The organism is Flavobacterium sp. KBS0721, assembly GCF_002007065.3.
Taxonomy (GTDB): Bacteria; Bacteroidota; Bacteroidia; order Flavobacteriales; family Flavobacteriaceae; genus Flavobacterium; species Flavobacterium piscis.
Genome location: NZ_CP042170.1, coordinates 1,079,198 through 1,099,118 on the forward strand (window position 1 = coordinate 1,079,198; position 19,921 = coordinate 1,099,118).

The following is a 19,921-nucleotide window of genomic DNA, read 5'->3' on the forward strand; positions in this document are numbered from 1 at the left end:
CATCTTATCCTCTAAGGGGCATTAGTGAATAAAACAATTAGTATTTTATAACATTTATTATAATGTCCTCCTTAACCGAAGGAGGACTGACTTTACTCTTATTCGTGTATTAATTCTCGACTTTTACGATAGCCATTTTCCCGTTATATGGCTTGGTTCCTTTTGCTTCTAATGCCTTAGTGGCCTCAGATAAACCTTCGAATTTTTCGTAATAGATATAATACTTACTTGTTGTTACATTGTAAAAGAAATTAACATCTGAACGTCCTGCTGCAATTGCTTTAGCCAGGAACTGATCACGTTTTTCTACACTATTGTGAACTGCAATAATTAAATAATAACCACTATCAGAATTTTTAATGTTCTTGATAATCTGCATATTCGACTGGTCTTCACCAAAATCAAAATCACTTGCGGTTAATGGTGTACTACTTACTTTTGTCGTTTCTTTTATACGTTTTAGAGCGGCAACGTCCTGCGCATATCTTCCCTGATCATTTTCGTAAGCTGCACGTTTGATTCTACGTTTTTTCTCAATTTCAGTTTCAGCTTTAATACGTTCTAAATTCGAAAGTAAAGTCGCACTGTCTTCTTCCATTTTTAATTGTGCTGCTTTCAACTGGTTGATCTTATCCAGATACGCCTTGTTTAAAGCATCATTTTTATTCGGGAATTTTTTAAGTCTTTCGTTATATAAATTAGTCAGCTTAGCGATTTCATCTTTTTGGATTCTGTTAGCATCCGCAAGTTGTGTTTTTAAAGCCTCTAACTGACTGTTTTCGGCCGCAACACTTTTGAAAGGTTTTGGCTCTTTATAAATTCCTTTTTCACTTAAATCATTTTCTTCTTTTAAGTCATTCAAATCTCTTTGTTTATTAGCCACTGTTGTATTAAACTGTGATAATAAATCTTTTTGATTTTTAACCGAATTCTCGATAGATTGTGTTAAATCATCTATTGCTTTTGCTGTATCATCTTTTGGAGCTGAAGCTGCTTTTGCAAGTGCATCTGCGGCTAGTTTAGCCTGAAGTGCTTCTGCATCGGCTTTTGCTTTTGCATCAGCTAATAATTTTGCTTCACGTGCTTCTTCTGCCAATCTCAATTGTCTCGTTTCTTCTTCAGCCTTTAATCTTTCCGTAGCTTCAGCATCTGCTTGTGCTCTTTGATCTGCCAATAACTTAGCTTGTGCAGCTTGCATATCGGCTTTTGCTTTTGCATCTGCATCTAGTTTTGCCTGAAGTGCTTCGGCATCTGCTTTAGCTTTTGCATCTGCAGCTAATTTTGCTTGCATGGCCTGAGCATCAGCTTTTGCTTTGGCATCAGCAGCTAGTTTTGCCTGAAGTGCTTCTGCATCTGCTTTAGCTTTGGCATCCGCAGCTAATTTTGCCTGAAGTGCTTCTGCATCTGCTTTTGCTTTTGCGTCGGCTGCTAATTTTGCTTGTTGTGCTTCAGCATCAGCTTTTGCTTTTGCGTCCGCAGCTAATTTTGCCTGAAGTGCTTCTGCATCTGCTTTTGCTTTTGCGTCGGCTGCTAATTTTGCCTGAAGTGCCTCAGCATCCGCTTTAGCTTTAGCATCCGAAGCAAGTTTTGCTTGAAGTGCTTCAGCATCCGCTTTAGCTTTTGCGTCCGTAGCTAATTTTGCTTGTAATGCTTCTGCATCTGCTTTTGCTTTTGCGTCGGCTGCTAATTTTGCTTGCAAAGCCTGAGCATCAGCTTTCGCTTTGGCATCGGCAGCTAATTTTGCCTGAAGTGCTTCAGCATCCGCTTTAGCTTTAGCATCGGCAGCTAATTTTGCCAAACGCGCCTCTTCCGCTTCTTGTAATTTTTTCGCTTCTGCATCTGCTATCGCTTTAGCAGTTGCTTCTGCATCCGCTTTAACTCTTGCATCTGCAATTAATTTTGCTTGTAACGCTTCCATATCAGCTTTAGCTTTGGCATCGGCAGCTAATTTTGCCTGAAGAGCTTCTGCATCTGCTTTTGCTTTTGCGTCGGCTGCTAACTTCGCCTGTAGTGCTTCTGCATCAGCTTTTGCTTTTGCGTCGGCTGCTAATTTTGCCTGTAATGATTCTGCGTCCGCTTTTGCTTTCGCATCGGCAGCTAATTTGGCTTGTTGTGCTTCAGCATCAGCTCTTGCTTTGGCATCCGCAGCTAATTTTGCTTGTTGTGCTTCCGCGTCTGCTTTCGCTTTTGCATCAGCAACTAATTTTGCTTGTAATGCGTCTGCATCTGCTTTCGCTTTTGCATCTGCAGCTAATTTTATTTTCAGTGCTTCGGCATCAGCTTTCGCTTTTGCGTCGGCTTCTAATTTTGCTTTGGCAGCAGCTTCAGCATCAGCCTTAGCTTTAGCATCCGCAGCTATTCTTGCAGCTCTAGCTTCTGCATCGGCTTTCGCTTTTGCATCGGCAGCTAATTTTTCTTTCAATGCAGCATCTTCAGCAGCTTTTGCTTTCGCATCGGCAGCTAATTTTGCTTTGTTGGCAGCATCAATGCTCGCTTTGGTTTTTACAGCAGCAGCGGCGGCGGCTTTAGCTTCAGCGGCTAATCTGGCCTGATAAGCATCAGAATCTGCTTTTGCTTTAGCATCGGCAGCTAAAATCGATTGTAAATCTGCGGCTTCAGCTTTTGCTTTGGCATCAGCTTTACGTTTTGCTTCGGCAGCATCAGCTTTTGCTTTAGCATCAGCAGCTAATTTTATTTTTAAAGCTTCGGCATCTGCTTTCGCTTTATTATCTGCTTCTAATTTTGCTTTGACAGCAGCTTCAGCATCGGCTTTTGCTTTAGCGTCGGCAGCCAGCTTAATTTTCAATGCTTCTGCATCAGCTTTCGCTTTATCAACAGCTAATTCTGCTTGTGTTTTTTGTGGTGCAGCTGTAGTTTTTGCTTTTGCAGCGGCTGCGGCATCGGCTTTAGCTTTATCTGCAGCTAACTTAGTTCTCAATGCTTCTGCATCAGCTTTAGCCTTATCAGCCGCTAATTGTGCCTGAGTCTTCTGAGCGGTTGTTGCAGCAGGTTTATTTGCAATTGCCTGCGCTCTTGCAGCAGCAGCAGCATCTACTCTCGCTTTATTATCTGCAGCTAATTTTATTCTGCGTGCTTCAGCATCAGCTCTCGCTTTGTCTGCAGTTAATTGTGCTTGTGTTTTTTGTTCTGTCGCAACTGCTCTGTTAGTTGTTGCAGTTTGTGCTCTTGTTGCATCAGCTTTTGCTTTGGCATCTGCAGCTAATTTTATTTTTAATGCTTCAGCATCGGCTTTAGCTTTATTATCGGCTTCTAGTTTTGCCTTTGCAGCAGCTTCGGCATCGGCCTTCACTTTTTCGGCTGCAGCCAATCTTATTTTAAGTGCTTCAGCATCGGCTTTAGCCTTAGCTTCTGCAGCAAGTTTTGCTGTTTCGGCACCACTTACTCTCGTTACCGGAGTGGTAGTTTTTTTAGCCATTACTGCTTTTGGTTTCGAAGGATCTATTAGAGAACCTTCTTCATCATCACCATAGTAATAGTTTTTATTTTTGAATTTATAAGCAATTGCAAATTCATGAGAACCTCCCAGATTGGTAAAATTCCCCATACCTCTCTCGTAATTGTATTCGATAGCAATACTTGGCGAAATATTAATACCCAAACCTGCCGAAATTCCGTATAAAGTATTGTAACCTGCTTGTGCCCAAACTCCTTGCGGAATGGCAATCATGGCAAGTCCTGAAATTATTGTTTTGTCTTGTTTGATTTCTGTTTTTACAATTCCAGAGAATTTACTTCTGTCAAAAAATCCAAAACTATCAAGATAACCCGTGTACATAGTATGCAATTCGATAGCTCTTTCCGGATCATCTTTTACAATTCCTGAACCGAAATTGTAAAGTATAAGATTGTTAACAGAAACTCCAAAATCAAGAAATGTAGTTCCGTAGTTGATACCCGGATTAACTGTAAGCAATGTATTTGAAGGGTAATCGATATTTAAAAGAGTTGGATCATCAGATATGATTTTTCCTTTGTTTAAGCTACTTTGATATACGCCAACGTTCATACCAAAAGTTAAGTTACTGTCTTGTTCTAAAACGATGTTATGAGCAAAGTTTCCTATTCCTCCAAAAACGGTCATTAAACCATAATTTTGCTGGAATAATCCAAAAGCAAAAGCTTCATTCTCTCTAAAACGGCCTGAATAATTGGCCAGGTAAGTATTTGGTGCATCTTCAAACTGGACCCATTGTCTTTTATTATAAAAACTGGCATATGCATTTGTTTCGCGAACAAAACTAAATGTTGGGTTGATTAAATATCTATTAAACTTTAAAGAATTTCTGATAGGTAATGAAAACGAAACAACTCCATTCTCAGGTTTGTCCTGGGAATAGAGTGTATTTGAGAAACCGTAAAATAAAGTGATGAATAGTAAAATTTTCTTCATATTATCTTATCACGGTTATTGATCCTTTTTTTTCACCTGCGTCGCCTTTAATGACATAGTAATAAACTGGATTTACATTTTTAAAATCTATTGACGTCTGAGGCCAATCTCCCTGGTAATTGCTCACATCGAGAACCATATCGCCATTGGAACTTATAATCATAACCTTGGTATTGGCATTTTTGTATTCGTCCGGGATATTCCAATATGGACTTAAACCACTAAGACTTACAATATTTGGAATAACGGAAGAAGGACCAGCTTTTCCTTTGGCCTTAAAAATAAATTCTCTAGAAGATATACATCCTGAAGACTGAGAAATTCTCACTTTATAGGTACCAATAGCGGCTACGAGATAACTCCCTGAGGTAGCTCCCGAAATAAGATTATTATTTAAATACCACTCATAAGTTGGACTTGTAGCATCTGTTGTAACGCCAACGTTTACAGTTTCTCCCTCTTCAAGATTAAACTCATCAGCAACATCGATACTGGCATTAAAACTATTGCTTTTCAAATCAATTGAACCTATAGCATTACATCCGCCAAAATCAACCTCTACAGTGTAAATACCAGATTCAGTCGCCTTTACAGTACGGGTATTACCACCAAATGGGGCGCCATCTTTTTTCCATGTATATTTATTACCACTAGAAGCTGTTAATACAGTACCATCAACAGTTCCGCAAAAAGGATTTCCTAAGCTAGAACTAATAACTACAGCAGATCCTGAAGATGAACTTGCCACCTTTATAATATTCGAACTAATATTGGGTTCCGTACAGGCGCCATATTCTACTAAAGCATAATAATCTCCCATAGAATTTACTACTAACGTATTACCTATTTGTCCTGAAATAATTGCACCATCTTTAAGCCATCTGTACTTAAGACTTGGAACTATTTTTAAAGGTGAACTATCTCCATCGTCTATAGAAAGAGTTAAAGTACCGCCAGCACAAATTGTTGCATTAGTAGCTTTACCATTAATAGTAAATGTAGATTCATATGCTTTATAGTAGGCAGGAAAAGAAGTATTACCTAAATTATTTTTAAATCTAACACTAGTAGCACCTGTTGAACTTTTGATTCTTAAACCATAACTATCAGAACCAACCAGATTAGTTGGTACTGCAAATTTTAAAGTTTGCTGAGTAGCAGAAATATCTACGGGAGGTCCTAATAAAGTAGTAGCAGTTGAATTATCTAAATTGTCTAAAAGTTCTACAACGAATGTCGTTCCCGCAGGAAAATTAACATAACTAAATGTTGCATAAAATTCATTAAATGAATCACCGGCACAAAGTTTCTCTAAACCATTTAATGGCTGAGGAACTATTGTTTGTGCATGCAGATTTGATTTAGCTAAAAATAAAAAGCTAAATAACATTAAAATCTTAGTAAAACTTAAAGTAATTTTTCGAATCATATAGTGCGTTTTCTTGCTAAATCTATATTCTCAAAAAATAAGATGTCAATAAATGTTTCAGAAAAATCATATCTGTAGTTCTCAATAATATCTTTTGCAAGAAGTGAATAAGAAGCTGCCAGTGATGAATTATCCTCGCATTGTAAAGTAGTCTGATCATTAGAACCAGTTGCAATAGGAAGGCTATCCTTGGGGATGGATAGCCCTGCTATAAACTGATTAGAATTCTCTAATTTGTCGATATTTTTGATATCAGACGTATCGTTGTTTTGGTTATTTGACGCAGTCATACTGCAAACAGTAGCGACAGAAACTGTAGGTGTTTCCATCGAACTTTGTGCATATAGACTTAACGTAATAGGTGAAACCAAAAATATTATATTTAAAAAATATTTTTTTCTAGATTGAGCCATTATGTTTTGATCTTTATTTGGTCCGGTTTAAGACGAATACATAAATTGTGTCTGGGGACTTTATTAATAAAATTTACGCTTTGAAATAAAAATCAAGTATATTATCTATTGCCGCTTGAAGCTGTAATTTTTCCTAATTGCAATCTGAAATCTGGTTTTTTAGCATTAGAAATATCAATGAATGTTTCTTTGTTATCACTTTGAGAGTAAACATTAAAGAACACACTGTTTCCGTACCAGCTCTCTAAATCTTCGTTATTAGAATTGTATTCTGTAAAGATGTTTCCGTTACATAGGTTGAAATACATTTCCTCAAATTTGATTTTTTTAAGGTTGGCATCATTGATTTCTGTTTTGCTGTCTAATAATACTGCAGGATTAAATCCTGAGATCACACTTCTTTTCATTTCAAGAGAAGCATTTTCAGCCACATAAACAGCCTCTTTTACTAAACCTGCCTGAATATCAGCTTTAATGTTTTCGCTATCATTAAGCATTGTAATATTAGTTGCAACTACCAAAGTTTGTTTTTTAGTAAAATCGGTTTCGCTTTTCTTTTCGTAAGATTTTACTTCCATACAACGAGATCCGTCTTTAGTACTAGAGAAGTAAGAAGATCTAACTGCCAATGAGTTATAGAAACGACATTGTACACCTTGAGTAAATTTAAAATCGTCGTTGATTGATTTATAAGAAACAAATTTTGTAGCATTTATATCTCCGCCCATGATACCAAATGAATCTCCGCCAGCGTAGCTCACCATGATGTTTTCAAGAACCGTTTTGCTACCAACACCAGCTAATGTTAAACCATTAAAAGTATCAACACCTTTTACTTTTTTACCTGCAAATTCAATTCTCACAAATCTTAAGATTCCAGAGTTTGATGCTGCATTATCTCCACCGTAAGTAGTAAGAGTAGGATCAAGATCCATGTTGTAAGAACCTACGTTTCCAAATTTATTAATTGGAGCATCTCCAAGAATAACAACTCCACCCCAGTCACCAGCTTTTTTCTGGCTGCGGTTTGAAGTAAATACAATAGGATCTGTTTCTAAACCATCTGCAACAAGTTGTGCACCTTTTGTAACTACCAATGTTCCTTTTGTTTCGAAATCACCAATAATCAAAGTTCCTGGTTCAATCGTTAAAACAGCATTATTAGTTACATAAACATTGCCTTGTAAAACATAAATATTCCTCTTCAGCAATTTTGTATTAACAGAAATGTTTCCTGCTAAAATTTGATTTGCTTCTCCATATTCTACTTTGTGAGGCTTAAATTCGGTCCAGTTGTTCAACCAATTGTTGTAGCCCATAATTCCTTTTTCTTGTTGAGCACTCATACTAGTAACTGTCAAAAGAACGCAGATCATTTGAGTAATTTTTTTCATGATAAGGGGGTATTACGGTTAATAATAAATTTGGGTATGCGGTATGCGTATGCTTAAATGATAAAAACTCATCTCGAGTTTTCTGATAGTAGTCAGAACACATCGAGAACGAGTTGTTTTTTATTTCTTTTTTCAAAATGGCGCAAAAAATTTAACTCATCTACGCAAAAACTTCAAAAAAGGTTTTAAAAAATAATATCTAATATTACATTTCGTTCAATTCGTTGAACTCATGTAAAGATTTCAATGTGCTTTCGTAAAATAAAATTGCTGCAATAAGGTTTCCTTTATCAGAATATGGCATCATTTTTCTTTGAAATTCTACTGTTGTATCTAAAAAAGAAGTTGTACCAACAGCCTGAGCATCTAAAACTTTTTTGTGTTCGTTGTCGTCCGGAATACCAAGATCGGCCATAGTAACACCCGGTTTTGTAACCAAAGCAATGTAAGGAAGAGTTTTTACCAGAACTTTGATACGCTCAATGTATAATTCTAAAAGTTCTCCTTTTTGCATACCACTCAATTCTTTTTGATCATGGTATTTACGAATAAGAGCTGTTGTGCTAATGATACTTCTTGGTGCATTTTTAGCCTGTGCCGAAACAGCCGCAGTAGTTAAAATAAAAAGTGCACTTAGTAGAGTAATTTTCCCTTTCATAGATTCTTATTATAATTGGTTGTTGATGAAAACAAAAATATATAAATTAACTTAAATTGCAACTTTATTGATTTCTTTTTTCAAAAAAAAAGCTTAAAAAAAGCTTAAAAATTAGTCTTATGTCGAGAAAATGTGCGTTTTAACGAGGTTTTTGTTAAAATTGTTAAAATTCAAACCGTAAGATATTCGCTATAAAAAAGGGCTATATTCACATATTAAATAATAAAAAAAACCTTACGTTTATCGATTTTGGCAAAAAAATATTAACAAAAAAATCTTGATATTTACTCGTATGAAGTAATTTATTAACAACTTTTGGTTGATACATCTCAAAAAAAACATCAAAATAGAAACACAATCTGATAAATGATATCTGGTTCATAATCTTTTGATCTAAAATTTTTGACTACATCATTTTCTTCTATCTTTGCTTCATGCAATTTTCTCAAATTTTAGGTCAAGATTACATCAAAAGTCACTTGATAAAAAGTGCAGCTTCCGGACGAATTCCGCATGCACAATTATTCATTGGGCCAGAAGGTAGCGGCACACTATCAACGGCCATCGCTTATGCGCAATATATTTTGTGCAGTAATACCGGAAACGAAAATTCAAACGGAAATGATTCCTGTAATTTGAAGTTTCAAAACATTTCGCATCCCGATTTGCATTTTATTTATCCAACGGTCACTACCGAAGATGTCAAAACAAAACCAAAAAGTTTAGACTTCATTCAGGATTGGCGCACGTTTATTCAGGAAATGCCTTACGGCGGTTTATTTGACTGGTATAAAATCCTGGGCGTTCAGAACAAGCAAGGAGAAATACGTGTGGAAGATGCAACAGAAGTTTTAAAATCACTTTCGTTAAAATCATACGAAGGCGGTTATAAAATCATGATCATCTGGATGGCCGATAAAATGAATATCGCAGCATCGAACAAACTTTTGAAACTATTAGAAGAGCCTTCGGATAAAACCATTTTTATTTTGATTTCTGAAAATGAAGAAGATATTATCCAAACCATACGTTCTCGTTGTCAGGTCATTCACTTTAACGGATTACCCGAGAAAGTTATTGCCGAAGCTTTGATTTCAAAAGAAAACGTAGACGAAAAAACAGCATTTAAAATTGCACATCAGGCTCAGGGAAATTTCAGCAAAGCCCTGCATCTTTTAAAAGAAGATGACTCAGAATATCCTTTTGAACAATGGTTCGTCAATTGGGTTCGCGCCGCTTTCAGGGCAAAAGGCAATGCAGCTGCTATTCAGGATTTAATATCCTGGAGTGAAGAAATTGCAGCTCTTGGACGTGAAAGCCAAAAAAAATTCATTCAGTTTTGTATCGAAATGTTTCGTCAGGCATTATTGCTTAATTATCAGGCTCCAACTTTAGTTTATATTGAACCAAAAGTTGAAAAATTTAAATTAGAAAATTTTGCTCCTTTCGTAAACGGAAATAACATTCATGAAATTTTCAAAGAACTTTCAGATGCGATGTATCACATTGAAAGAAACGGAAATGCAAAAATAATCCTAACCGATTTGTCTATAAAACTGACTCGTTTAATTCATAAAAAATAGTTTTCAAATGAATAATGTTGCCTCTATTTTATTATTAGCCTTTTTGGCCTTAACCTTCTTACAATCAGGATATGAAAAAATATTTTATTGGAAAGATAATGTCGAATGGCTCAAAGGACACTTTGCCAAAACACCATTAAAAAACCAGGTGCCTCTTGCGCTTTTGCATCTTTTAATTCTGGAATTAATTTCAGGAATTTTGTGTGTCGTTGGAGCTATCCAATTGCTAACGAATAGTGGCCGCGAATTTGGCTTTTACGGCGCAATATTTTCCTGTATATCTTTATTAATGATGCTTTTTGGGCAACGTTTAGCGAAAGATTATGATGGCGCAAGAACCATTGTAATTTATTTTATACCAGCTGTTATGGCTGTTTACTGGTTGAATTAAACTGACCGAAATTATTTAAAAAATAAGCCACAGATTTCGCAGATTCACACAGATTTTTAAATCTTTTTAATCTGTGCAATCTGTGCAATCTGTGGCAAAAAAAATAAATTTTACATTAAAAAAATGAATCCAAAACACCCTTCAGAATCCTTAACGATATTAACCGATTTAGTTTTACCGAGCGAAACTAATCCTTTGAATAACCTTTTTGGAGGTGAATTATTAGCAAGAATGGATCGCGCAGCAAGTATTGCAGCCCGAAGACATTCACGCCGAATTGTAGTGACAGCATCTGTAAATCACGTTGCTTTTAACAGAGCCATTCCCCTTGGAGCCGTAGTAACAATCGAAGCAAAGGTTTCCAGATCTTTTAAAAGTTCTATGGAAGTATTCATTGATGTTTGGGTAGAAGACCGTGAATCGGGAAGCAGAACCAAAGCCAACGAAGCCATTTATACTTTTGTTGCAGTGGATGATAGCGGAAGACCAGTTGAAGTACCGCCGATTGCGCCAGAAACTGAATTGGAAATACAACGCTTTGATGCTGCTTTACGTCGTAAACAATTGAGTTTACTATTAGCCGGAAAAATAAAACCTTCTGAAGCGACAGAATTAAAGGCTTTATTTTTATAGTGAAATTTGTGACAATTTGGAACAATTGGAGAGAATCAAACTTCAAAAAAAAGAACTAATTTTACAAAATACAAGCCTGATACAAATCTAAATCAGTAAGTTATCATTTCTGGTTTGTTTTTGAGAATGAATTATAAAAATTTACATGAAAGAAAAAGAAAAAAAAGAGATGAGTTCAGAGAAAGAAGCCAAATTAAAAGCGCTACAACTTACGCTTGACAAACTAGATAAAACGTACGGAAAAGGAACCGTAATGAAAATGGGCGATAAAGCCATTGTAGAAGTTGAAACTATTTCTTCAGGTTCTCTTGGTGTTGATTTAGCGCTTGGAGTAAACGGTTATCCTAGAGGAAGAATTATAGAAATTTACGGTCCGGAATCTTCTGGAAAGACTACTTTAACATTACACGCCATTGCCGAAGCTCAAAAAGCGGGAGGAATTGCTGCTTTTATAGATGCTGAACATGCTTTTGATAGAAACTACGCTGAAAAATTAGGCGTTGATATCGAAAACCTGATCATTTCTCAGCCAGATAACGGAGAGCAGGCATTAGAAATTGCTGAGAACTTAATTCGTTCAGGAGCAATTGATATTGTGGTAATTGACTCTGTTGCTGCTTTGACTCCAAAAAGTGAGATTGAAGGTGAAATGGGAGATTCTAAAATGGGTCTTCACGCACGTTTGATGTCTCAGGCTTTGAGAAAATTAACAGGAACTATCAGCAAAACAAACTGTACGGTTTTCTTCATCAACCAGTTGAGAGAAAAAATTGGAGTTATGTTTGGAAATCCTGAAACAACAACGGGTGGTAACGCCTTAAAATTCTACGCTTCTGTTCGTTTAGATATTCGTCGTTCATCTCAAATTAAAGATGGTGAGAATGTTATTGGAAACAGAACGAAAGTAAAAATCGTAAAAAACAAAGTGGCTCCACCTTTTAAAACTGCCGAATTCGATATCATGTACGGAGAAGGAGTTTCTAAAACAGGAGAAATTCTTGACTTAGCGGTTGAATTTGAGATCGTTAAAAAAGCAGGATCATGGTTTAGCTACGGAGATACAAAATTAGGACAAGGTCGTGATGCTGTAAAATCTTTAATCAAAGATAATCCGGAATTAGCTGATGAACTAGAAGTAAAAATTAAAGCGCACATTAAGGAATTAGCAAGCGCTTAATTCTTAATTAGTAGCATTTTATATACTAACCCGACAGTTTTTTAAAACCTGTCGGGTTTTTTATTTTCAAAAAAAGAATAAAATGACGCAACCATTTTAAAATTTACCCATCTAATAAAAAGACAAAGCTTTGATTGGTATTAGGCCATAATACACAATTCGAACTTTTTTCAGAATAAATTTGGTTGTTTGTTCTATAAAAATCCGTTAGTTTCAATACTAGCGGGTTTTTTATTCCAATAATTTTTAAAAGTTTTCGTTTTTCACGCAACCTTTTTTGTTTTCTACTCTCTATACTATTATGACGTTAACTTGAGTTTAAACCAAACTCTTTATTATCAATCCTTAATATTTTTAACCATGAAAGAGAAAATAGAAGTGTTGTACAGTAAAAACCGTAAAAAAACCAAATTGAAATTTAAAAAAGTATTGCGTTTTATTTCAGAGAAAATAATTCATCGATAGTCTTTTTTGATATAAAATGGGGATTTTAATTCAAAAGAAAAGCCGGCAACTTTTATGAGTTGTCGGCTTTCTATTTTCTTTATTTTATTTTCTTTCTTCTGTCTTTTTCTTAAACTGAAGTAATCCTTTATAAATCAATTGTCTTACTTCATCGCGAAGTGTTTTTCGGCTTTCACTTGTCAATCCTTTTGTTTCTACGAAAGGTAAAATCTTAACCCGCATTTTGCCAGGACTTCCACTCAAAAAAGTATACGAGAATCGTTCTTTGTTATCAGCAAAAACAATAGGAACAATTGGTATTTGATGTTCTATTGCCAATCGAAAAGCACCATCCTTAAATTCATCCAATAAAATACTTTCGTCATCAGGAACTCCGCCTTCAGGAAAAATACAAATACTAAGTCCTTGATTAAGCCTGTCCTGAGCTCTTTTAAAAACGTCATTTTTACTTCTTGACGAATTTCTATCCACCAAAATACAGGTCCTTTTATAGAAAAATCCAAACAACGGAATCTTCGAAAGTTCTTTTTTTCCAACAAATACAAAAGGATTTCGAACTACAGCCAGCATCAGCATAATATCTGTCATCGAAGTATGATTGGCCACGATCATATAGCTGGTATTTTTAACTAGTTTCTGCTCGCGCTTGACCGTATAATAAAAACCCATCCCGAAAAGGATAAATTTAGCCCAAATGCGGGCCATTTTAAAGAAATAGGGGTATCCGCTTTCTGATATAATAGAAATAAGCAAAAACGGCAGCATAATCAATATCGGAATGGCCATTAAAACATAAAACCAAATTCGCCACAAAACCCAAAAAACAATTTTAATTCCTTTCATAGTTTCAAATGTAATAAAACAGAAATGAATTTTGCAAAAAGAATTTCTAGCTTAAATAATAGGTACCTTTTTTTTACCGCAAAGACCACAAAGTTTTTTCGCAAAGAAAAGAAGAATAACAAAACTTATAATTGCAAGCAATAAGCTCACAAAGCTGTAAGCAGGAAACTTCAATTTGTAAAAATTTGAAATTTTTACAAAATAACTTTGCGGTCAAACTCAATAAAAATAAGAAAATAATTATTAAATTTATTGTTTTTTTATATATGACTGAAAACGAAATATCAAATATAATAATCGGATTAGCAATTGAAATTCATAAAGTTCTTGGACCTGGATTATTAGAAAATGCTTATCAGGAATGTTTATTGTATAAAATTAAACAACGAGGACTAGCTGTTGAAAAAGAAAAAGCAATGCCATTAATTTTTGAAGAAGTTAGATTAGATTGTGGTTATCGTATTGACCTGCTAGTAGAAAACAAATTAATAATCGAAATAAAAAGTGTAGAATCGCTTACCGTAAATCACTTAGCACAAACTCTAACGTATCTAAAACTTGGAAATTACAAATTAGGTTTACTCATCAACTTTAACGAAACTCTACTAAAAAATGGAATCAGAAGAGTTGTCAACAATTTATAAATCCAGCTTTGTGAACTTCAAAAACCTTTCTTTAAAAACTTAGCAAACTTTGCGAAAAAACTTTGTGGCCTTTGCGGTAAAAATAAGACACTTCTTAAAAAAATGCACCCAATCTTTTCTCTAAAAATCATTTCAAAACTTTACCACTCGTACTTTGCGAATTTTGTCTAAAATCATTGCATGCTTTGCGGTTAAAAAAAACATCACGACATTTGCAGTTAAAGAATAAAAAACTAGAATGGCAAAAATACTTACCGGTGTTCAGAGTACTGGAACGCCACACTTAGGCAATTTATTGGGAGCAATTATTCCGGCGATACAATTATCAAATGATCCAGAAAACGAATCTTTTTTGTTTATCGCTGATTTACATTCGATTACACAAATTAAAGAGGGTAAAACTTTAAGAGAAAACACTTATAGTACTGCAGCTGCCTGGCTTGCCTGCGGACTAAATCCTGATAAAGTTACTTTTTACAGACAATCTGATGTGGTTCAAACTACTGAATTAACCTGGTATTTAAGTTGTTTTTTTCCGTTTCAACGTTTGACTTTGGCACATTCGTTCAAAGATAAAGCGGATCGTTTAGACGATGTTAATGCGGGACTTTTTACTTACCCAATGTTAATGGCTGCTGATATTTTACTTTATGATGCTGAATTTGTCCCGGTTGGAAAAGACCAATTGCAGCATTTGGAAATTACTCGTGATGTAGCTTCTCGTTTCAATCACCAAATGGGCGAAACTTTTGTAATTCCGGAAGCAAAAATTCAGGAAGACAGCATGTTGATTCCCGGAACGAACGGCGGAAAAATGAGTAAGTCTGCCAATAATATTATCAACATTTTCCTTGACGATAAAACATTACGCAAGCAGGTGATGAGCATCGAAACAGATAGCACACCGCTTGAAGATCCTAAAAATCCGGATACTTGTAATGCATTTGCAATTTATTCATTATTAGCAAATGAAGCTCAGATTGCCGAAATGAGAGCCAATTATTTGGGTGGAAATTATGGTTACGGTCACGCTAAACAAGCTTTGTTTGAATTGATTACAGAAAAATTCAAAACCGAAAGAGAAAAATACAATTACTATATCAACAACCTTGACGAAGTTGATGCTTTACTGAAAAAAGGTGCTGCAAAAGCTTCTGTTATTGCAGATGGTGTTTTGGCAAAAGTTCGTGAAGTACTTGGCTTTGGTAAATAAAATATTCGAACCCGATAGATTTAAAACTGTCGGGTTTTTTATTTTAAAAAACTCTTTTCTAGCTTACTATAAATTAAAATCATAGAAATTAATTAAATAGAATATTGAGAAAACTATTTACAAAATACATGTTTCTTCTCCTAATATTGCTCTTTGCATTGGGGTTTTTGTTAGCTTATTTATTTTCAGATGAACAGTTTTACACTATAAACAAAACCGTTGGCTGGGCCTATAACTTTTCGAAAGAGATCATATTAACTGCGTTTATAACATGCTCTCAAATCTGCTTCATTATTGGATATTTAATACTTTATCTCCTAAAACGAAAGACCAATTATTATATTTCTATAGCTCACTTTGAAATTATTTTATTGACCCTCTACTCCATAACTTTTCAAAATTTTACAGTTACCGTTGTTTTTTGTTTGCTTTCTGTAGTACTTTTTTTTGTAAATATTTTCAAGTCACATCACTAGAAAATAAGGTTATCTCTAACCTTAAATTGCTTCAAAAAGTTTGCCTGGCAAAGGCCGAATTACTCCTTTAAGTTCCATATTCAATAAAAGTCCCGAAATTTTATAGATAGGAAAATCACATTGTAAAGCAATCATATCCAGTAATTCCTTCCCGTTTTTCAGCAAAAAATCATACACTTTTTGTTCATCAGCTTCGAGTTCAACAAACAATTGTTTCTGAACCGTTTTTCCTTTATTTTCGATATTCCAATTCAAAATATAAATCAAATCTGCTGCACTCGTTAAAACGTTTGCTTTTTGAGTTTTTATAAGATCATTGCAACCCTGACTGTATTTGTCTGTAACGCGTCCCGGAACAGCAAAAACATCACGATTGTAATCGTTAGCAAGATTTGCAGTGATAAGTGAACCTCCTCTATCTGCAGATTCTATGACAATTGTAGCTTCGGTCATGCCGGCAACAATACGATTTCTGCGTACAAAATTTTCCTTATCAGGATTTGAAGTACTCCAGAATTCAGTAATAAATCCGCCATTTTGCTCCATTGCAGCCACATATTTCTTGTGCGTTTTGGGATAAATCTGGTTTAAACCGTGCGCCAAAACGCCAATGGTTTGCAGGTTACAATCTATTGCTAACTGGTGCGCCACGATATCCACTCCATAAGCAAAACCACTTACAATTATAGGATCAAGCGGTGCCAAATCATCGATTAATTTCTTGCAAAACTCAATTCCGTAAGACGTTATCTGGCGTGTTCCCACAATACTTATTATTTTCTTGTTTTTTAAATTTATATTTCCTGAAGAAAAAATTAAAACCGGAGAATCAAAGCAATGTTTCAAACGTTCGGGATAACTTTCGTCCTGAAAAAAGGAAGTATTAATGTCGTTTGCATGAATAAATTCAAGTTCGCGACTGGCTTTTTCAAAAACAGATTTATCTTTTAAATTATGCAATAAAGCAGATCCAACTCCATCAATAGCAGCAATTTGATTTATTTTTGTTTTAAAAACTGCTTCGGCATTTCCGCAATTAGCGAGTAATTTTTTAGCCATAATATCTCCCACTCCTTCAACTTTTAATAAGGCTAATAAATAAAATAAATCTTGATCTGACATGAATTGAATAAGGTTAAATGGCGGCAAAAAATTGGTTTATCAAACAACTCTTAAATTGATTTTAAAAATGCCAAAGATATAAATTAGAAGTAAATTCTTTCAAAAAATAAAAAAATATACCCATTGTGGTACTTTCATAAAAAGAAAAAATAAATACAACTAACTGAAGATTAATTGTCTATAAAATTATACGAATTGTTAATAAAAATTGTGAATAAAATTTTGATAACTATATTCGTTGCATAACTTTGTTACTATGAAAATCGAAAACTATATAGCACAGTTATTGTATCGTTATCAGTGTGTAACGGTTCCAGGGTTTGGAGCATTTTTAACCGAAATTCACTCGGCACAGCTGAATGAAAGCACAAATTCGTTTTTTCCACCTAAAAAATCGATCTCATTTAATAGCCACTTGAAAAACAATGACGGGCTATTGGCAAATCATATCGCTCATGCTGAAAAAACATCTTATGGTTTTGCAGTGAGTGCTATTGCTTTTGAAGTAGTAAGCTGGAAAAAAACTTTAGAAGAAAATGGTGTTATCAGCCTTAAAAACATAGGTGAAATTCGACTTAATACAGAGAAAAATATAATTTTTACACCAAACGACCAAACCAATTATTTGGCAAGTTCATTTGGATTGAGTCCTTTTATTTCTCCAATTGTAAAAAAGGAAAACTTCGAGAAAAAAATCAAAGAAATCGAAGAAAGAGAACCAGTTGCTTTATATGAAAATGAAGAGGAAAGATCGTCAAATTCTTTCTTAAAATATGCCGCAATTCTTGTATTAGGATTGGGAATTACCGGAAGTATTGGATATCCTTTGTACCAAAATCAAATCGCAACCAAAACGCTTATTGTAGAAAGTGCCGTACAGAAAAAAGTAGAAAACAAGATACAGGAAGCTACATTTTTTATACAAAGCCCAATGCCGGCTGTAACCCTTTCTGTTGATTCTGCAAAAGTAGAAGTTGCTGCAGAAAAAGCGATGTCATACCACATTATGGCAGGTGCTTACAGAAGCGAACAAAATGCACGAAAAGCATACAATCAATTGATAAAAGACGGTTTTAAAGCCCGAATGCTTGGAGAAAACAAACATGGTTTATTTCCTGTTTTATACGGAAGTTATGCTACAATGTCTGAAGCCGAAAAAGCACAGAAAGAGATACAAAAAGGTGAAAATCCAGATGCCTGGATCCTTGTTGAAACACTATAATAAAGAAATCCTATCCGCCACGGCAGATGGGATTTTTTTTTGCCCTTTTTAATCTTTAAATCTGAAAAACAGCTATTCGCCCTATTGAATAGTTTCTTTGTTCAACGTGAAACAATTTTAGCATCCTGAGAAAGAATCACTTTAGTTTTTTGATAAATTCGTAGTCTCGCCGGAGGCGAATTTTTTTCGCCCAAAACTATAATCGAGCATTCATAAAGTAAATTGTCTTTTTTGAATTCGTACTGATGATTTCCGCCTATTCCTTCAACAACCAATTTACCTCCACTAATCACCAAATCAGGCTTCTGAGTCATTTCTTTTTTATTTGACCATGAAGCATATCGATAATTATTATTTCCTAAATTATCAATCCTGATTTTAAATTCAGATGTTTCCAGAATGCAAATAGGCGTCTGAAAGAAAGCGATACTGGGATCAAGCATCTTTTTTTGTGCAGCAATCAGTTTATTTCGATTTTCTGTTTCTGTTTTCGATTGATAATTTACTGCCGTTAAACGTCCGTCGATATCCAGCCAAATACTGCCGTGATTTAACATAATGCCTCGCAAACCCATATCATTCCAGCCTTTTGTTGGAGTCGATTTTATAATTTCATTTTTCAATGTTGTATCAAAAATTTCAGAATATCGTTTCAAAAAATCTGATTTATTAGCAATATCAGCTATTGGATATTCCCGCTTTAGCGGATAAACCACCCAGTCACTAATAGCCTCTTTGTTGTCGCTTTTGACATTATCAATGAACTTTTTTACAAATTTCTGATATTCAATATTCGACTCCTGCCCCATAACAAAACAGCTGCAAAAAATCAGCATCACTAAAAATAGATTTCTTCTTATCATCCTAAAATATTTTTAATTAATTATTAATCTGCCAATTACAATCAAATATAAATAATATATGATCATCGCTTTGAACAAATTCAAAAGTGCATGCAAAACAAAAATCCTATTCGCCGCAACGAATAGGATTTTTGTTTAACGTGGAACAATTTTAGCGTCCTGATTGAGAATTTCTTTCCCGCTTTGATAAATGGTTAAAGTAGCTGGCGCTGAATCTTTTGTACCCAAAACCGTAATATAACACTGATAAAGAAAATTTCCTTTTTTGAAGTCGTAATGATTATTTCCTCCTGTTCCGTCCCGAAACCATTTTCCGTTGGTAATGATTAAATCCGGTTTTTCACTCATTGATTGCTTTATCGACCACGAAGCATATCTGTAATTATCATTTCCTAAATCATCAATTCTGACTCTGAATTTAGATGTTTCTAAAATGACTTCCGGCGCTTTAAACTTTGCAATCGATGGGTGAACTTTGTTTTTTTCAGAAGCTATCAACTTGTTTTTGAGATCACTCTCCGTTTTTGACTGATAACTAATAGAAAAAACTTTTCCATCCGTATCCATCCACAAAGTCCCCTGATTAAGCATTATGCCTCGCCAACCCACTTCTGACCAATCTTTTGCAGGATCTGATTTGGAAATTTCAGCTTTCAGTTTAGCATCAAAAATTTCAGTATATCGTTTTACCAACTCTGCTTTATTCTTGATAGACGGAATTGGGTTTTCTCTTTTTAAAGGATACTTAATAGCTCCCGCTACAGCCTCTTTTCTGTCATTTTTTACGTTATCGATAAAACTCTTAACGAACTTTTGATATTCCGGTTTCAAGTCCTGCCCTATGGCATTTTGAATGGTAACGCTTATGAATAAGATATATAATAGTTTTTTCATGATTTCTATTTTACATAATGTTTGTTCCAAATTCCAAATTCCAAATTCCAAATTCCAAATTCCAAATTCCAAATTCCAAATTCCAAATTC

16 protein-coding genes are annotated in these 19,921 nt (G+C 34.8%); 7 read left to right on the forward strand and 9 right to left on the reverse strand.

Annotated features, from left to right (window positions below):
• Positions 1–109: 109 nt before the first annotated feature.
• From B0M43_RS04885 to B0M43_RS04905, 5 genes are all read right to left on the reverse strand, one after another.
• The gene (locus tag B0M43_RS04885) at positions 110–4,411 is read right to left on the reverse strand and encodes a type IX secretion system membrane protein PorP/SprF (RefSeq protein ID WP_078006641.1); all 4,302 of its coding nucleotides are present in this window, start codon (positions 4,409–4,411) and stop codon (positions 110–112) included.
• Position 4,412: 1 nt separating this feature from the next.
• Complete coding sequence (sprC, locus tag B0M43_RS04890) at positions 4,413–5,840, reverse strand: gliding motility protein SprC (RefSeq protein ID WP_078006640.1); 1,428 nt, start codon at positions 5,838–5,840, stop codon at positions 4,413–4,415.
• Positions 5,837–6,253, reverse strand: coding sequence for a hypothetical protein (locus B0M43_RS04895; RefSeq protein WP_078006639.1), 417 nt, complete (start codon positions 6,251–6,253; stop codon positions 5,837–5,839). Before B0M43_RS04895 ends, sprC begins: the two co-directional genes overlap by 4 nt.
• Positions 6,254–6,354: 101 nt before the next feature.
• Complete coding sequence (locus B0M43_RS04900) at positions 6,355–7,647, reverse strand: hypothetical protein (protein ID WP_065451823.1); 1,293 nt, start codon at positions 7,645–7,647, stop codon at positions 6,355–6,357.
• A gap of 205 nt (positions 7,648–7,852) precedes the next feature.
• Complete coding sequence (locus B0M43_RS04905) at positions 7,853–8,305, reverse strand: hypothetical protein (protein ID WP_065451822.1); 453 nt, start codon at positions 8,303–8,305, stop codon at positions 7,853–7,855.
• A 434-nt stretch (positions 8,306–8,739) separates the two neighbouring features.
• On the opposite strand from B0M43_RS04905, the gene B0M43_RS04910 reads away from it, so the two are divergent.
• From B0M43_RS04910 to recA, 4 genes are all read left to right on the forward strand, one after another.
• On the forward strand, positions 8,740–9,888 hold the full coding sequence (locus B0M43_RS04910) for a DNA polymerase III subunit delta' (protein ID WP_078006638.1): 1,149 nt from the start codon (positions 8,740–8,742) through the stop codon (positions 9,886–9,888).
• Between the two features lie 7 nt (positions 9,889–9,895).
• Positions 9,896–10,279 (forward strand): DoxX family membrane protein, encoded by a 384-nt coding sequence (locus tag B0M43_RS04915; RefSeq protein WP_078006637.1) that lies wholly within the window; start codon positions 9,896–9,898, stop codon positions 10,277–10,279.
• 123 nt (positions 10,280–10,402) lie between these two features.
• Positions 10,403–10,912, forward strand: coding sequence for an acyl-CoA thioesterase (locus B0M43_RS04920; protein ID WP_078006636.1), 510 nt, complete (start codon positions 10,403–10,405; stop codon positions 10,910–10,912).
• 169 nt (positions 10,913–11,081) lie between these two features.
• Positions 11,082–12,089: a recombinase RecA gene (recA, locus tag B0M43_RS04925; RefSeq protein ID WP_089477425.1), complete on the forward strand. Its 1,008-nt coding sequence runs from the start codon at positions 11,082–11,084 to the stop codon at positions 12,087–12,089.
• Positions 12,090–12,638: 549 nt separating this feature from the next.
• On the opposite strand, the gene B0M43_RS04930 is transcribed toward recA, so the two are convergent.
• A complete protein-coding gene (locus B0M43_RS04930) occupies positions 12,639–13,397 on the reverse strand; it encodes a 1-acyl-sn-glycerol-3-phosphate acyltransferase (protein ID WP_078006635.1) in 759 nt (252 codons plus the stop codon).
• A 131-nt stretch (positions 13,398–13,528) separates the two neighbouring features.
• Here B0M43_RS04930 and B0M43_RS04935 point away from each other — a divergent pair, with 131 nt between their 5' ends.
• A complete protein-coding gene (locus B0M43_RS04935; protein ID WP_317044549.1) occupies positions 13,529–14,041 on the forward strand; it encodes a GxxExxY protein in 513 nt (170 codons plus the stop codon).
• 238 nt (positions 14,042–14,279) lie between these two features.
• Positions 14,280–15,254 (forward strand): tryptophan--tRNA ligase, encoded by a 975-nt coding sequence (trpS, locus tag B0M43_RS04940; protein ID WP_078006634.1) that lies wholly within the window; start codon positions 14,280–14,282, stop codon positions 15,252–15,254.
• Between the two features lie 497 nt (positions 15,255–15,751).
• On the opposite strand, the gene dprA is transcribed toward trpS, so the two are convergent.
• Positions 15,752–16,852, reverse strand: coding sequence for a DNA-processing protein DprA (gene dprA / locus B0M43_RS04945; RefSeq protein WP_078006633.1), 1,101 nt, complete (start codon positions 16,850–16,852; stop codon positions 15,752–15,754).
• Positions 16,853–17,108: 256 nt separating this feature from the next.
• Here dprA and B0M43_RS04950 point away from each other — a divergent pair, with 256 nt between their 5' ends.
• Complete coding sequence (locus B0M43_RS04950; protein WP_065451813.1) at positions 17,109–18,074, forward strand: SPOR domain-containing protein; 966 nt, start codon at positions 17,109–17,111, stop codon at positions 18,072–18,074.
• 101 nt (positions 18,075–18,175) lie between these two features.
• On the opposite strand, the gene B0M43_RS04955 is transcribed toward B0M43_RS04950, so the two are convergent.
• Both B0M43_RS04955 and B0M43_RS04960 read right to left on the reverse strand, forming a co-directional pair.
• Positions 18,176–18,937, reverse strand: coding sequence for a hypothetical protein (locus tag B0M43_RS04955; RefSeq protein ID WP_078006632.1), 762 nt, complete (start codon positions 18,935–18,937; stop codon positions 18,176–18,178).
• Between the two features lie 135 nt (positions 18,938–19,072).
• A complete protein-coding gene (locus tag B0M43_RS04960) occupies positions 19,073–19,831 on the reverse strand; it encodes a hypothetical protein (protein ID WP_168199927.1) in 759 nt (252 codons plus the stop codon).
• Positions 19,832–19,921: the final 90 nt, after the last annotated feature.